The 13,700-nt window shown below is 60.0% G+C and carries 13 protein-coding genes; 11 read left to right on the top strand and 2 right to left on the bottom strand.

The features are described 5' to 3' along the window. Positions 1-46 precede the first annotated feature (46 nt). Genes msbA through murB form a run of 6 tightly spaced genes read left to right on the top strand, consistent with a single transcriptional unit; the run spans position 47 to position 5,256 of the window. Positions 47-1,783, top strand: a complete 1,737-nt coding sequence (msbA, locus tag AB6K10_RS15495; protein WP_339119250.1) for a lipid A export permease/ATP-binding protein MsbA — start codon at positions 47-49, stop codon at positions 1,781-1,783. Next, the gene (gene lpxK, locus AB6K10_RS15490) at positions 1,780-2,796 is read left to right on the top strand and encodes a tetraacyldisaccharide 4'-kinase (protein WP_339119249.1); all 1,017 of its coding nucleotides are present in this window, start codon (positions 1,780-1,782) and stop codon (positions 2,794-2,796) included. Before msbA ends, lpxK begins: the two co-directional genes overlap by 4 nt. After that, positions 2,789-2,998 carry a Trm112 family protein gene (locus tag AB6K10_RS15485; RefSeq protein WP_159342523.1) on the top strand — a complete coding sequence of 70 codons (210 nt, stop codon included), beginning with the start codon at positions 2,789-2,791 and terminating at the stop codon, positions 2,996-2,998. Before lpxK ends, AB6K10_RS15485 begins: the two co-directional genes overlap by 8 nt. Next, positions 2,998-3,783, top strand: coding sequence for a 3-deoxy-manno-octulosonate cytidylyltransferase (gene kdsB, locus AB6K10_RS15480; RefSeq protein ID WP_339119248.1), 786 nt, complete (start codon positions 2,998-3,000; stop codon positions 3,781-3,783). Before AB6K10_RS15485 ends, kdsB begins: the two co-directional genes overlap by 1 nt. After that, positions 3,780-4,247, top strand: coding sequence for a low molecular weight protein-tyrosine-phosphatase (locus AB6K10_RS15475; RefSeq protein ID WP_159342521.1), 468 nt, complete (start codon positions 3,780-3,782; stop codon positions 4,245-4,247). The genes kdsB and AB6K10_RS15475 overlap by 4 nt, the downstream gene beginning before the upstream one ends. Continuing rightward, on the top strand, positions 4,237-5,256 hold the full coding sequence (gene murB / locus AB6K10_RS15470) for a UDP-N-acetylmuramate dehydrogenase (protein ID WP_339119247.1): 1,020 nt from the start codon (positions 4,237-4,239) through the stop codon (positions 5,254-5,256). Before AB6K10_RS15475 ends, murB begins: the two co-directional genes overlap by 11 nt. Positions 5,257-5,315: 59 nt before the next feature. On the opposite strand, the gene rne is transcribed toward murB, so the two are convergent. Further along, on the bottom strand, positions 5,316-8,714 hold the full coding sequence (rne, locus tag AB6K10_RS15465; protein WP_339119246.1) for a ribonuclease E: 3,399 nt from the start codon (positions 8,712-8,714) through the stop codon (positions 5,316-5,318). Between the two features lie 686 nt (positions 8,715-9,400). On the opposite strand from rne, the gene AB6K10_RS15460 reads away from it, so the two are divergent. The 3 genes from AB6K10_RS15460 to sppA are packed head-to-tail and all read left to right on the top strand — an operon-like array spanning position 9,401 to position 12,170. After that, positions 9,401-10,342 carry an RluA family pseudouridine synthase gene (locus tag AB6K10_RS15460; protein ID WP_159342519.1) on the top strand — a complete coding sequence of 314 codons (942 nt, stop codon included), beginning with the start codon at positions 9,401-9,403 and terminating at the stop codon, positions 10,340-10,342. A gap of 10 nt (positions 10,343-10,352) precedes the next feature. After that, entirely contained in the window at positions 10,353-11,045 is a 693-nt protein-coding gene (locus tag AB6K10_RS15455; RefSeq protein ID WP_339119245.1) for an HAD-IA family hydrolase, read from the top strand. A 9-nt stretch (positions 11,046-11,054) separates the two neighbouring features. Beyond that, the gene (gene sppA / locus AB6K10_RS15450; protein ID WP_339119244.1) at positions 11,055-12,170 is read left to right on the top strand and encodes a signal peptide peptidase SppA; all 1,116 of its coding nucleotides are present in this window, start codon (positions 11,055-11,057) and stop codon (positions 12,168-12,170) included. 2 nt (positions 12,171-12,172) lie between these two features. On the opposite strand, the gene AB6K10_RS15445 is transcribed toward sppA, so the two are convergent. After that, a complete protein-coding gene (locus AB6K10_RS15445; protein ID WP_254436369.1) occupies positions 12,173-12,775 on the bottom strand; it encodes a nucleoside triphosphate pyrophosphatase in 603 nt (200 codons plus the stop codon). 159 nt (positions 12,776-12,934) lie between these two features. Between AB6K10_RS15445 and AB6K10_RS15440 the strand changes: the two genes are divergently transcribed. Together AB6K10_RS15440 and rpmF are read left to right on the top strand one after the other, a co-directional pair. Then, positions 12,935-13,483 (top strand): YceD family protein, encoded by a 549-nt coding sequence (locus tag AB6K10_RS15440; RefSeq protein ID WP_159342516.1) that lies wholly within the window; start codon positions 12,935-12,937, stop codon positions 13,481-13,483. 36 nt (positions 13,484-13,519) lie between these two features. Further along, positions 13,520-13,690: a 50S ribosomal protein L32 gene (gene rpmF, locus AB6K10_RS15435; RefSeq protein ID WP_009099300.1), complete on the top strand. Its 171-nt coding sequence runs from the start codon at positions 13,520-13,522 to the stop codon at positions 13,688-13,690. The last annotated feature ends 10 nt before the right edge of the window (positions 13,691-13,700 follow it).

Genomic DNA, 13,700 nt, shown 5'->3' with positions numbered 1-13,700 from the left:
CCATCAGGTAGAATCGCCCCACTGCACACTACTGCCGGGAGCGCGTGTGACTGATTCAGGTTGGATGTTATATAAGCGGTTATTGGGTTACGTGAAGCCACACTGGCGCGCGTTTGCGCTAGCGGTGGTAGGTTTCGTGATTTACGCAGCGTCGAGCACCGCGCTGGCGGAGATGATGAAGCGGCTGATCGATGGGATTCAAAACCCCGATGCCGCTTTCCGTTTTTTTCTGCCGCTGTTCGTGGTGCTCATGTTTGCTTCCCGCGGTCTGGGAACGTTTTTGAGCACTTATTTTATGGCATACGTTGGGCGCTATGTAATCCACACCCTGCGCTGTGACGTGTTCGCGCACTTGTTGCACCTACCGGGGCGCTTCTTCGACCATCACTCCAGCGGCCATTTGGTGTCTCGAGTGACCTATCATGTCGAACAGGTGGCGGGAGCCGCGACCAATGCCGTTACGATCATCCTGAGAGAAGGGCTGTTCGTGATTGGTCTGATTGGCTATCTGTTTTGGACCAATTGGATGCTGACGCTGCTGTTTTTGGGGGTTACCCCGATCATTGCCGGTGTGGTGAGCTACGTGAGCAAGCGGTTTCGGCGTATTTCCAAGCGCATTCAGCACTCCATGGGCGATGTGACGCACGTGGCGTCGGAGGCACTGTCGGGGTATCGCGTGGTGCGGACCCATGGCGCAGAGGCTTACGAGAAGCAGCGCTTCGAGCGGGTCAGTGAAGAGAATCGTCGGCAAAGCATGAAAGAGGCCATGACGCGCGCGGTCAGCTCGCCTGTCGTGCTGATGCTGGTAGCGATATCCATGGCGCTACTGGTGTGGCTGGCCATGGCGCCTTCGCTCATGGAAAACATGACGCCGGGCGAGTTCGTTGCCTTCATTACGGCCGCTGCGCTGATGATCAAACCGGTACGTCAGCTCACCGAAATCAACGGTGAGATTCAAAAAGGGATTGCAGCGGCGTCTGAGCTGTTTGGCCTACTGGACCTTGCGCCGGAACGAGACGAAGGCACCCGACTCCCCAGCAAGCTGACCGGCCATGTGATGATCAAGGATGTCAGCTTCCGCTATGGGGACGACCAGCCAAATGTGTTGCATCACGTGAATCTGGACGTTGCCCCAGGCGAGCTGGTTGCCATTGTGGGCCGCTCGGGAAGCGGTAAGTCCACCCTGGTGAGCCTGCTGCCGCGTTTCTACCGTCCCAGCGAGGGGCGTATCTTGATCGATGGCGTAAATGCCGATGAGTACGCCCTAGGTCCGCTGCGTCAGAACATTGCGCTGGTCTCCCAACAGGTCACACTGTTCAATGCGTCGATTGCCGACAATATTGCCTATGGGGTGACAAACCCCGATCCGGCAGCCATCGAGGCAGCGGCCGAAGCTGCCTATGCCAGCGAGTTCATCGAAAAGCTGCCTGAAGGGTATGCGACGGTAGTCGGGGAGAACGGCGTCATGCTCTCAGGCGGGCAGCGTCAGCGGCTTGCCATTGCACGAGCAATTTTCAAAGACGCCCCGATTTTGATTTTGGACGAAGCGACCTCCGCCCTCGACACGGAATCCGAGCGCTATATTCAAAAAGCGCTGGAGCATGTATGCCAAGGGCGCACCACGCTCGTGATTGCCCATCGCCTCTCTACCATTGAGCGCGCCGATCGCATTTTGGTGATGGATCAAGGGCGAATCGTGGAGCAGGGCACCCATCAGGTGCTGCTGGAAAAGGGTGGGGCGTACGCTGCGCTCCATCAACTGCAGTTCCAGGAGAACGAATGAGCTTGGCCGAGCGTTGGTTGAAAGCTGCCTATGACGGTAGCGCTTGGCTGACCCCGCTCTACCCCCTGGGTAATTTATACCGTTATCTTATGAAGCGGCGTGCAACGCGCTATGCGCTTGGTCAACAAATGGTACGGCGAGTGCCGGTGCCCGTGATCGTGGTCGGCAACATCACGCTAGGCGGCACCGGCAAATCTCCGCTGGTGGCATGGCTCAGCCGCTGGCTGCAGGCCCAAGAGTTTTCGCCGGGTATCGTCACCCGGGGCTATGGAGGCAAAGCGCCGCTCTATCCCTTGCTGGTAACCTCGGCAACGGACCCGCAGCACAGTGGTGACGAGCCGCTCATGCTGGCGCAGCAGACCGGCGTGCCGGTCGTGGCTGATCCACAGCGCGCCCGGGGGGCCGCTATGCTAGTGCAGCAGGGCTGCGACATAGTGATCAGCGACGATGGCTTGCAGCATTTGGCCCTGGGGCGCGATATTGAATTAGTGGTGATCGATGGCACCCGGGGGCTGGGTAATCAGCGCTGTCTTCCGGCGGGGCCGTTGAGAGAATCGGCGGCTAGGCTAGCGAGCGTGGATGCGGTGATCGTCAATGGAGCTTTGCAGCGCCCGTTGAAGATCGACAGCGTGCCCATGACGCTGGTACCCACGCGCTGGCGCCACCTGAGCTCCGGAGAGCAGCGCCCTCTGGCACCGTTGCCTTTCTCGTTACCGGTTCACGGATTGGCGGGCATTGGTCATCCACAGCGCTTTTTCGATACGCTGCGGACGTTAGGTGTCAGCGGAGAGATGCATCCGTTGGCCGATCACCAGCCTTTCGATGTCAATACGTTTCGGTTTGCATCGAAGCGCCCCATCATCATGACGGCGAAAGACGCCGTGAAGTGTCAGGCGTTCGCACCGCCTGATAGCTGGGTACTGGAGGTGGAAGCCCAGCTTCCACGTGCATTTGAGGACTGGCTGCGCGACAGGCTGTCCGACTTGACTCAAAGGGGAAGCACCGATGGATAAGGAACTGCTGGCAATGCTGGTTTGCCCACTGTGTAACGGCAAGCTGAAGTACGACCGCGAAGCTCAGGAGCTTTGCTGCCATTACGACGGGTTGGCTTACCCGATCAAGGACGGCATTCCTGTCATGCTGCCCGAAGAGGCGCGGCAGATGGATGCCGACGAGAAGCTGTCCACGTCACCTGGCCGTACCGGGGAGGCGTGATGGCAGATACGTCGACGCCGTTTATCGCCGTAGTGCCCGCCCGGTTTGGCTCCTCGCGGCTGCCGGGTAAACCGCTGCTGGACATTGCGGGAGAGCCGATGGTGGCGCATGTGTGGCGGCGGGCCAGCCAAAGCCAGGCAAGCCGCGTAGTCATTGCCACCGACGACGAGCGTGTTCGTGAGGCCATGTTGCCCTACGGGGCAGACGTCATCATGACGCGCGACGACCACCCGTCAGGCACAGACCGGTTGGCCGAAGTCGCCGAGACGCTCGGCCTTAGCGACGAGACGCTGGTAGTCAATGTCCAGGGAGATGAGCCGCTTATCCCTCCCATGCTCATCGATCAGGTGGCGCTCCGTTTGGCCGACGATCCCGATGCCGCGATGGCCACTTTGGCGGAACCGATCACGGATGTGGACACGCTCTTCAATCCTAACGTGGTGAAAGTCGTGCGTTCGCTTCAAGGGCGGGCGCTGTACTTCTCGCGTGCGCCGATCCCGTGGGATCGGGAGCATTTCAAACATCCCCCCAACTTATTGAACACCGACGCATGGCTACGCCATATCGGTATCTACGCTTATCGGGCAAGCTTTTTGGCAGCCTATCAGGATCTGCCGACCTCCACGCTGGAGCAGTTGGAGCAGTTAGAGCAGCTGCGCGCCCTCCAGCATGGCTACGCGATTCAGGTAGCGTTGGCCAGCGCGGTGAACCCCGCCGGTGTGGATACGGAAGAGGATCTAGCTCGCGTCAGAGCGCTATTGGCGGTAGAAGGTGGGCAGTTATGACGCGCGTATTGTTTGTTTGCTTGGGCAACATCTGCCGTTCACCCACGGCGGAAGGCGTTTTTCAGCAGGCGTTGGCGCGGGCAGGGCTCACTCAACGTATCGACATCGACTCCTGCGGCGTGGGTGATTGGCACGTGGGTAAAGCCCCTGACCCGCGCGCCCAGGCGGCCGCACGTCGGCGTGGCGTCGACATCAGCCACTTGCGTGCTCGACAGCTAACGGTGAACGACTTCCATGCGTTCGATTACGTGCTGGGCATGGATCGCGATAACTTGGCGGCCATTCGGGCGTTACAGCCCGCCGATAGTCAGGCCAAAACAGGGTTGCTGTTGGAGTATGCCGGGTTGCCTAATACCGATGTGCCCGACCCCTACTATGGCGGCGAGGAGGGATTCGAGCAGGTGTTGGACATGATCGAGCAGGCCAGTGCTGGATTGATCGACGAGCTAACCCGTGGTCGTTGACGCTGTGAACCAATCAGCCGCCTGGGTGGATTTGTCTGCTGCCAATACGCTGCGCCTACCCTGTCGGGTAGAGCACTATGCCGCGCCCACCACGCTATCGAACCTACAGGCGGCGCTTCACCATGCCCATGCCCAGCAGTGGCCCATCACTCTGCTCGGCGGTGGCAGCAACGTACTGTTGCCGCCTACTCTCATGGGCATGGCGCTGCGACCGGCGCTTGACCACTGGTGGTTGGAGCGCCGGGAAGAGAGCGTTGTGGCGTTCGTCGGCGCTGGCGTCAACTGGCACTCGCTGGTCATGGCCTTGGCGGCCAGAGGGCTTTGGGGAACGGAGAATCTGGCGCTCATCCCAGGTGATTGCGGTGCGGCGCCGGTACAGAACATCGGGGCCTACGGCGTCGAGCTGAGCGATGTGCTGGAAGGTGTCCAAGTGGTCGAGCTGGCTACGGGGGAGGCGCGCTGGTTGAGCGTCAAGGCCTGTCAGTTCGGCTATCGCGACAGTATCTTCAAACGGGCACTGGCGGGTCGAGTGGTGATTACTCAATTGGCTCTTCGGCTTTCCGAGCACCCACGTCCCGTGCTGGGCTATGGCGATTTGGCGTCCCGCATATCGGCTTCGCCCACGCCACTGGCGGTCGCTCAGGCGGTCTGCGCCATTCGTCAAGAGAAGTTGCCGGATCCGGCCGTGCTCGCCAATGCGGGTAGTTTCTTCAAGAATCCAGTGGTGAGTGATGCGCACGCGCAGCGACTTCTGCAAGCATATCCGCAGATGCCGCACTTTCCTCAAGCCCATCAGCACACCAAGCTGGCGGCAGGATGGCTGATCGATCAGTGTGGGTTGAAGGGTCATCGTGACGGCGCATTTGGCGTGCATGAGCGACAAGCGCTAGTGCTCGTGCACTTTGGGGGAGGCGACCGTCCTGGGCTGCTGCGTTTTGCAGAGAGCGTGGCAAACGCCGTACACGAGCGGTTTGCCGTGACGCTAGAGCCGGAGCCTCGTGTGGTTTAAACCGCGCCTCTTGCTGCCATAAAAAACCCCGCCGGAGCGGGGTTTTTCGTGTCTGCCCGTTACTCTTGCGAGTTTTGGCCTTGAGCGTTCTGCTGCTTGCGCAGCTCACGCGGATCGTTATGGGCACGACGGCGACGACGGCGCGGTTTAGGCGCTTCCTCGTCGGTGGCAACGCTAGCAGGCGTTGGCGCAGACACCTCGTCGGTCATAGCAGTAGCCGCAGGCTCCTGCTCGGTCGTAGGGGGCGTCGCGGATGTCGCTTCGTCGGCGACGGCATCGCTGGGCGTCTTCTCGGCAGTTCGTTCGCTTGCTGGAGAGGTAGTCTCGGAGGTCGGTGCGTCTTCAGGCTTTGCAGAGGGCGCTGTGTCAACGTTATCCTGCTCCGCCGTTTCCGCCGTTTCCGCCGTTTCCGCCGTTTCCGCCGTTTCCGCCGTTTCCGCCGTTTCCGCCGTTTCCGCTTTGGACTGGGTGTCGACGTCTGCTACCGGCGCTGCCTGTGCGTTGTTTTCCGCTGCTTCGGCGTGTGCTTGGTCAGGCGCAGTGCTGCTTGCCTCGGCCTCTGCCGGGGTGGTCTCGGGCGTTTGAGACGCATCCGTGGACTGCGGCGCCGTGGTATGATCGGCTGGCTGGGCCTGGTCATCGCTTGCTTCGGCAACGCGTGTATCGGGCGCGTCGGCTTTGGGTGCCTCTGTTGCTGACGCCTCTACACGCGGTTCCTGCCTATCAGCGGTGGGCGTGCGCGCTGCAGTAACGTCGTCAGGCTCCGCAGGGCTAGCCGCTTCCGTGGAGGCGGGCTCGGGCTGCGGCGTGACCGGTGCCGCTGCGTCTTTAGCGTCGGCTTCCGGCTTGGATTGACGGCGCTGGCGCGTCGATTTACGAGCTTTGTCGCCACTGTTGGCTGCACGCTCTGCGGTAGTGCTCTCTTTAGTGCTCTCTTCAGTGCTTTCTCCACTGCTTTCTCCAGAGCTCACTTCAGGACTCGCTTCCACAGGTTGGGCGGCCTGTTCGCGTTGCATCGTCTCGGCGTCAGTCGGCGCCTCGGTGGCCGTGGCCTGAGGGGCTTCGGCTGCCTGGGAGGAGGCATCAGCGCTAGGAGCCGCATCTGCGGGGGCTGTGCTGGCGGAGTCATCAGTGGCTTGGGGCGCCTTTGCAGCGTCCGCTTGCAGCTTCAACTGCTCGGCTTCGGCCTGCGGGTTGAGCGCCTGTTTACGCGAGCGGTTGCGCGGGTTGTTGCGGGTGCGCTTCGGCTTGCCGTCATCCTGCTGGCTGTCGTCGGCCTGCGCTGCAGGTGCGCGCTCCTCCTGCTTGTCCTGCTTGGGCTTGTTCTCCCGTGGCTTGTCGCGACGAGGCTCCTGAGGTTTACCAGACGCCTCCTTGGAGGTCTCTTTCGGGCTCTCTTTTACGCTCTCTTTAGGGCTCTGTTGACGCGTGTTTTTCGCGTTCTCTTGGCCTTTGCTATCGTCTTGTTGGGGGTGGCGGCGGCGATTACGCGTACGGCTTGGGCCGCTGCGCTTGTCGCTGGCATCTTCGTTACGTGATCCGGTGTTCCCCGCCGCGTTGCCGCGCTGATCGCTCTTGGCGTTATCGCTGCGCTGTTCCTGCTTGGGCGTGCTGTCGTTACGCTCCTGAGCCGGTTTGCTGCGTCGCTCGTTGCGGGGCGGGCGGCTTGGCTGCTCAGATGCCTTACGTGGCGCTTCCGCCTCGTTGGCCGTCTGGTGAGCGCTGTCATCACCGCCCAATAGCTTGGCAAAGCCACGGATGAAGCGGCCGAGCACGCTAGGCTGGTCGGCGGCGGGCGCTGGGGCAGCGGCTTTAGCAGGCGCTTCTTCGGTTTGCAGTGATGCAGGCGCCGGGGCGTTATGCACGACGCTCTTCACGGCAGCTTCGGCACGCTGCGCCGGCGGCGCAAAGCTTGGGTCTGGCTCTTTGCCGACGTCGGTGTCGGTCGACAGCTCGAAGCTGGAGAGCGAGTGGCTGTCATCTTCGTCTAAATGATCATCCCGCAGGCGCTGGACATCGTAATGGGGCGTGTCCATGTCAGGGCTGGGAAGCAGGACGACCCGAACGCCTTGACGCGACTCGATATCCGCCAGCACGCTGCGCTTTTCGTTCAACAGATACGTGGCCACCGGGACCGGCAGGATGGCGCGAATCTGGGCGCTGCGCTCTTTCATGGCCTCTTCTTCGATCAGGCGCATGATGGAGAGCGATAGCGAGCGCACGTCACGAATGGTGCCCTGACCGTTACAGCGCGGGCACACAACGCCGCTGGTTTCGCCCAAGGAGGGACGCAGGCGCTGCCGCGACATTTCCATCAGGCCGAAGCGTGAAATGCGTCCGATTTGAACGCGTGCGCGGTCTAGCTTCAGCGCGTCGCGCATGCGGTTTTCGACTTCACGCTGATTGCGTGCAGGCCCCATGTCGATGAAGTCGATCACGACCAAGCCGCCAATATCCCGAAGGCGCAGCTGACGGGCGATCTCGTCGGCGGCCTCAGAGTTGGTTTGCAGCGCGGTTTCCTCGATATCACTGCCCCGCGTGGCGCGTGCAGAGTTGATGTCGATGGAGACCAGGGCTTCGGTGTGGTCGATCACGATCGAACCACCCGACGGCAGCTTCACTTCCCGCTGGTAGGCGGTTTCGATTTGTGACTCGATCTGGAAGCGGGAGAAGAGGGGGACTTCATCCGCGTACAGCTTGATCTTCTGTTGGTACGAGGGCATGACCTGGCGAATGAACGCCAGCGCTTCGGCGTGAATCTCGGGACTATCGATCAATACCTCGCCGATATCCTGGCGCAAGTAGTCGCGCATGGCGCGAATGATGACGTTGGATTCGCGATAGATCAGGAACGGAGCGGAGCGTTTGCCTGCTTCCGTCGTGATGGATTCCCACACCTGCACGAGGTAATCCAGGTCCCACTGCAGCTCTTCGGAACTGCGGCCGATGCCGGCAGTACGAACGATCAGCCCCATTTTGTCAGGAACGGTTAGCTGACCCATCGCGTCTTTGAGCTGGCTGCGATCATCGCCTTCGATACGGCGTGAAATACCGCCTGCACGCGGGTTATTAGGCATCAATACCAAAAAGCGACCCGCAAGGCTGATGAAGGTGGTCAGCGCTGCGCCTTTATTGCCGCGCTCTTCTTTATCGACCTGAACGATGACTTCCTGGCCCTCTTTGAGCACCTCTTTGATGCTAGGGCGACCAGACACGTCCTTGATGAAGTATTCGCGGGAAATTTCTTTCAAAGGAAGGAAGCCATGGCGTTCAGCGCCAAAGTCCACGAACGCAGCTTCGAGAGAGGGCTCTACGCGGGTGATCTTACCCCGATAAATATTGGCTTTTTTCTGTTCCCTAGCGCCGGACTCGATATCCAAATCGTACAGGCGCTGTCCATCTACCAGGGCGACCCGCAGCTCTTCAGGCTGGGTCGCGTTAATTAGCATCCGTTTCATGTTGTCTCACGTAGCATGGCGTGCCGACGTGCTTTGAAAGCGAGCGTCGGCGAATCGCTGGGTGCTGCGTGCTTGTGCTCGGCGCATGGTTATGCTGACGCATTAAGCCGGGAAGGCAGTCGTGCCAACCCGGCCGAAAGGGCGTTGAGTACGTGGCGGCGGCAGAACGTGTTTCGGTGGCTGTCACGTCCATCCGGCTCTGCTGACACCGCCCACACCTGGCATTCATCGATTCGCCAACGCCGGTATCGGCACAGCGTTGATCTTAGCGCCCCAGCGTCGCAGCGCCTTGTGACGAACAGGGGCTGTTGGCAGGGGCGTAACGTTTATTTAATGACGGGCCCGCCGTTGCTGGTAGGGCCTGACGTTCTCTGTCGTCGAACGGTGGTTGAACGACAGAGTTACTACATTTCAATACGTTATCAGTAGGCAGTGCGTACACTTCGCTACTTGGTTCGCTCTGACCTGCGTGTTTGTCGGGCAGGTGCGAAGGCAAAACGTGGGCCATCTTTCGCTATACATAAGTGATAAAGGCGGGCCACGTTCGGCCCGGCCACGTTGGCCGATGAGCGCTTTGGAATATAACAGTAAAGACAACCACCAGCAATTGACGCAATGCCGCTAGGTCTACGTTAGAATGCCGTTTTTAGCCTGACGTTAAAGAATGTCACCAGGAGTACGCGGCAATGTCCGAAGGGCGTGAAGTACAGTGGGTGGAAATCGCCCCGGAACAAGCAGGTCAGCGAATCGATAATTTTTTGATGACGCGATTGAAAGGCGCTCCCCGCGCACTGATTTATCGCATCGTTCGTAAAGGGGAAGTTCGCGTCAATAAAAAACGGGTCAAGGTCGATTATCGCCTTCAGTCTGGCGACTTGGTACGAGTGCCGCCGCTGCGCCTAGCGCCTAAGGAGGCGGTAAAAGAGGTCAGCGACAACCTGCGCGACCTACTGGTGGGTAGCGTGATCATGGAAGGCCCCGATTGGATGGTGCTGAACAAGCCGTCCGGGCTGGCCGTCCATGGAGGAAGCGGTGTCAAGATTGGTTTGATCGAGGCGTTGCGCCAAGTGCGTGACGATCTGACGTTCCTGGAGCTAGTGCATCGTCTCGATCGTGATACCTCTGGCTGTTTGCTACTCGCCAAGTCCCGCGATGCGCTGGTTACCCTCAACGACGCGTTGAAAAAGCACGGCATGGACAAGCGCTATTTGGCGCTGGTCGCCGGGCGCTGGCCTGCCCGCAAAACGTACGAAAGCGCCCGGTTAGACCGTTTCGACGCGGGCAACGGTGAGCGACGCGTACGGGTAGACCCCAATGGCAAGGTGTCGCGTACTCACTTCTCGGTGGTGGAGACGTTTGAGAAAGTCACGCTGATCGAAGCGGAGCCCGTGACCGGGCGCACCCATCAGATTCGTGTGCACGCCGCGCATGCCGGGCACGCGCTGTTAGGCGACGATAAATACGCGACCCGTGACAGCGGTTTGTTGACCAAGCAGTTAGGGTTGGGTCGTCTATTCCTCCACGCACGTTCGCTGACGTTTCCAGAGCCCGGTAACGGCAGGCCGGTGACGGTAAAAGCGCCGCTTCCAGAAGCGCTAGAAGAGACGCTCAATCGCGCACGTCAATAAGGGGAAGGGTATGCGTTACGAGCTGATTATCTTCGATTGGGACGGCACGCTGATGAATTCCGTGCCCAAAATCGTCGCCTGCATGCAGGCCGCAGCGGCAGATGCCGAGTGGGGCGAGTTGGACGTGAAGGCCATCGAAGACATTATTGGGCTGGGGCTACCCGAAGCGATCGCTAAACTGTGTCCGGGCATTTCTCCGGAGCAGGCCGAGCGGCTGCGCCAGCGTTACTCTCACCACTTCGTGGAGGGGAACACGACGCCGATGCCCTTTTTCGACGGAGTGGAGGCGCACTTGGCTAAATTGCGAGAACGCCCTCAGCAACGGCTTGCGGTCGCGACGGGTAAAAGCCGTCGCGGGCTCGATCGCATCTTTCGCGAGACGGGGAGCGGCCAGTTTTTTCACGCGAGCCGCACTGCCGATGAAACTCGCTCGAAGCCGCACCCACAAATGCTGCAGGAGATATTAGCCGAGCTGCAGGTGCCGGTAGAACGGGCGGTCATGGTGGGGGATACGGAGTACGATTTGGAGATGGCTCGCGCCTTGGGAATGGATCGAGTGGGCGTGACATACGGGGTGCACACGCCCGCCCGTTTAGCGGCCAGTCAGCCCATATGGGTGGCTGACGACATACTGTCGCTATTCCAGTGGCTTTACGGCGAGTCTCAGGATGGGCAGGTCAAGACTTCAAGAAACGCAACGTAGGAATCGACGATGAGTGATGATCAGCGGCGCGATGAGCGTCATGGGCAGGCGCCTGGAGACCGTGCGTCGCCGAGTGACCATGATCGCTGGACGCAAGGGCCCGAAGTACCTGCTCAAGAGGGGGCGTCAGCACCGGTAGGTGCGCAAGGGGACGACGCCGAGACGCTGCGAGAGCGACAGCGGCTGGCTCAGCTCGAGATGATGGATCGTTGGATCGGTGGTGTGCTGACCGAACAGCGTCGAAGTCGCCGCTGGAAACTGTTCTTCCGGCTCATGCTGCTCGCGCTGGTATTAATCTCGCTGACGACGACGCTCTATCGCGTGTTCTTGGCGGAGCCGACCGCCGCCGTGCCCGCCCAGCAGCATTTGGCGCTGGTGGAAGTCCATGGGGTCATCGCCAGCGATGCCCCAGCCAATGCGGAGCGCATCATTCAAGGTTTGAACCGAGCGTGGGAAAATCCCGGTGCCGCCGCTGTCGTGCTGCACATCGACAGCCCGGGGGGGAGCCCTGTTCAGTCGCAACGTATCTACACCGAAATCATGCGCCTGCGTGAGCAGGGTGATAAGCCGATCATTGCGGTGATCGAAGACATTGGTGCCAGCGGTGCGTATTACATCGCGGCAGCGGCTGATGAGATCGTGGCGTCTCCCGCCAGCTTGGTAGGGTCGATTGGAGTCATTTATGCCGGATTCGGTTTTCAAGAGGCCATTGCCGAGTTGGGAGTGGAGCGTCGCGTCATGACGGCGGGCGAGAACAAAGCGTTTCTGGACCCGTTTCAGCCGTTGGATGAGGACGTGGCGCGCTTCTGGCAAAGCGTGCTCACCCAAACCCATGAGCAGTTCATCGACGATGTGCAAGCAGGGCGAGGGGCGCGTTTGAGTGACAGCCCGGATATTTTTTCCGGGCTGATCTGGAGCGGCGAGCAGGCGTTGGGCTTAGGGTTGGTCGACGAGTTGGCGAGCCTGGAGCAGGTTGCTCGTACTCAGGTGGGCGAGGCGTCCTGGGAGAACTACACGCCGCGCTTGGATCCCTTCGAGCGTCTAACGCGTCGCTTTACTCAGGCGGCGGCCGAGGTGCTGGGTGTCCACACCCGTCATGCGCCGATAAAGTTTCAAGTTCAGTAGCGTCAGGCATCGCCAAGGGGGTTCATGCCCACTTGGCGAAGCATGTCGCAGAGTGCAATGAGCGGTAGCCCGATCAGCGCGTTGGGGTCGCGCCCCTCAAGGCGCTCGAAGAGCGCGATGCCTAGCCCTTCCATGCGAAAGCTGCCAGCGCTATCGAGGGGTTTTTCCAATGTGACGTAACGCTCGATTTCCTGTTCGCTCAAGGTGCGGAATACGACCTCGAACGGTTCGATGTGCACGTGGTGGCGCTGATGGCGCGTGTCGACCAAAGCGAGGCCCGTCAAAAACGTTACCTTGTGTCCTGAAAAGCGCGCCAGGTTGGCGCGAGCGCGCTCTGCCGTGTGCGGTTTGCCGAGAATGTCACCCTCGAACAGCGCAATTTGGTCGGAGCCTATGATGCAGTGCTGTGGAAAACGTTCCGCCACCGCGTTGGCTTTGCTCAATGCGAGACGATGCACTAATGCCTGGGGAGACTCGCCATCGAGGGGCGTTTCATCGATGTCGGGTGAATGGCACTGGTAGGGCAAGTGCAGTCGGTCTAGTAGTGCTTGGCGAAAGCGGGAGCTAGAAGCGAGCACGAGGGGGGCGTTTTGCGTTTGCGGCACTGTCGTCTCCTTGTGGCCTGAAGGGTGCAATAAGCACCGGTAGTGAGTGTAGCGAAAGCGTAGTGACATGCCTAATGGTGCTATTGTCATCGATAAACCGAGAAGAATTATGCCATGAGCTTTGACACCAGGGGGGCGAGTGCCTATCATTGCGCGCCTATGTTGACCTCACAACTCCCCAGCCGGGTTGAGCCTTATAAGCTTGCAGCCCGCCGCGAACGACTCGAAGGCTCAGTGGCGCTGAATAAGCTGCCCCGCCTTGCTGAAGAAGCAGGTGACCAAACCGGCGACTGTCATGTCGTGCTCGAGTTTGGTGTGGATGCCCAAGGCCGTCGCGAAATTCGTGGCCATTTGCAAGCGACCCTGGCGCTGCCTTGTCGCCGCTGTATGGTGCCGCTTAGCCAAGACGTTGCTAGTGACTTCCTGCTTGGAATGATTACCGACGAAGCCTTGGCCGCCGAGCTGCCTGCCAGTCATGAGCCGGTGCTGGTGGAAAATGAACAGCTGGACTTGCTGACGGTGGTTGAGGATGAGCTCATTCTCAGCTTACCTCAAGTGGTCTATCACGATGAGACCGAATGCCATGTCTCGGCGGAGCAGCTGGTCAGCAAGACCGAAGGCGCGGCGGACGAGTCCGCTTCAGCCAAGAACCCTTTCGCGGTGCTCAATGCTTTGAAAAGCAGTGGCGCTTTGAAAGGCAAAAAGTAAGCATCACTTACCCTACATACCTTGGAGTAAACACCCATGGCAGTTCAACAGAACCGTAAAACTCGTTCCAAGCGCGGTATGCGTCGTAGCCACGATGCGCTGAGCGCACCGACTCTGTCTCAGGACAAAGAAACCGGTACGACTCACCTGCGTCACCACGTCTCTCCGGACGGTTTCTACCGTGGTCGTAAGGTCGTTGAGGTTTAATCCTTAACAT

It is taken from the genome of Halomonas sp. BMC6 (genome assembly GCF_964204995.1).
GTDB lineage: Bacteria > Pseudomonadota > Gammaproteobacteria > Pseudomonadales > Halomonadaceae > Vreelandella.
This window is presented reverse-complemented; position numbering and strand designations above follow the sequence as displayed.

Coding starts and splice junctions, on each gene's coding strand:
- AB6K10_RS15460 (WP_159342519.1), top strand. CDS start 9,401: ATGTCCGAAGGGCGTGAAGTACAGTGGGTGGAAATCGCCCCGGAACAA.
- AB6K10_RS15455 (WP_339119245.1), top strand. CDS start 10,353: ATGCGTTACGAGCTGATTATCTTCGATTGGGACGGCACGCTGATGAAT.
- sppA (WP_339119244.1), top strand. CDS start 11,055: ATGAGTGATGATCAGCGGCGCGATGAGCGTCATGGGCAGGCGCCTGGA.
- kdsB (WP_339119248.1), top strand. CDS start 2,998: ATGGCAGATACGTCGACGCCGTTTATCGCCGTAGTGCCCGCCCGGTTT.
- AB6K10_RS15485 (WP_159342523.1), top strand. CDS start 2,789: ATGGATAAGGAACTGCTGGCAATGCTGGTTTGCCCACTGTGTAACGGC.
- lpxK (WP_339119249.1), top strand. CDS start 1,780: ATGAGCTTGGCCGAGCGTTGGTTGAAAGCTGCCTATGACGGTAGCGCT.
- rpmF (WP_009099300.1), top strand. CDS start 13,520: ATGGCAGTTCAACAGAACCGTAAAACTCGTTCCAAGCGCGGTATGCGT.
- AB6K10_RS15440 (WP_159342516.1), top strand. CDS start 12,935: ATGTTGACCTCACAACTCCCCAGCCGGGTTGAGCCTTATAAGCTTGCA.
- AB6K10_RS15475 (WP_159342521.1), top strand. CDS start 3,780: ATGACGCGCGTATTGTTTGTTTGCTTGGGCAACATCTGCCGTTCACCC.
- rne (WP_339119246.1), bottom strand. CDS start 8,714: ATGAAACGGATGCTAATTAACGCGACCCAGCCTGAAGAGCTGCGGGTC.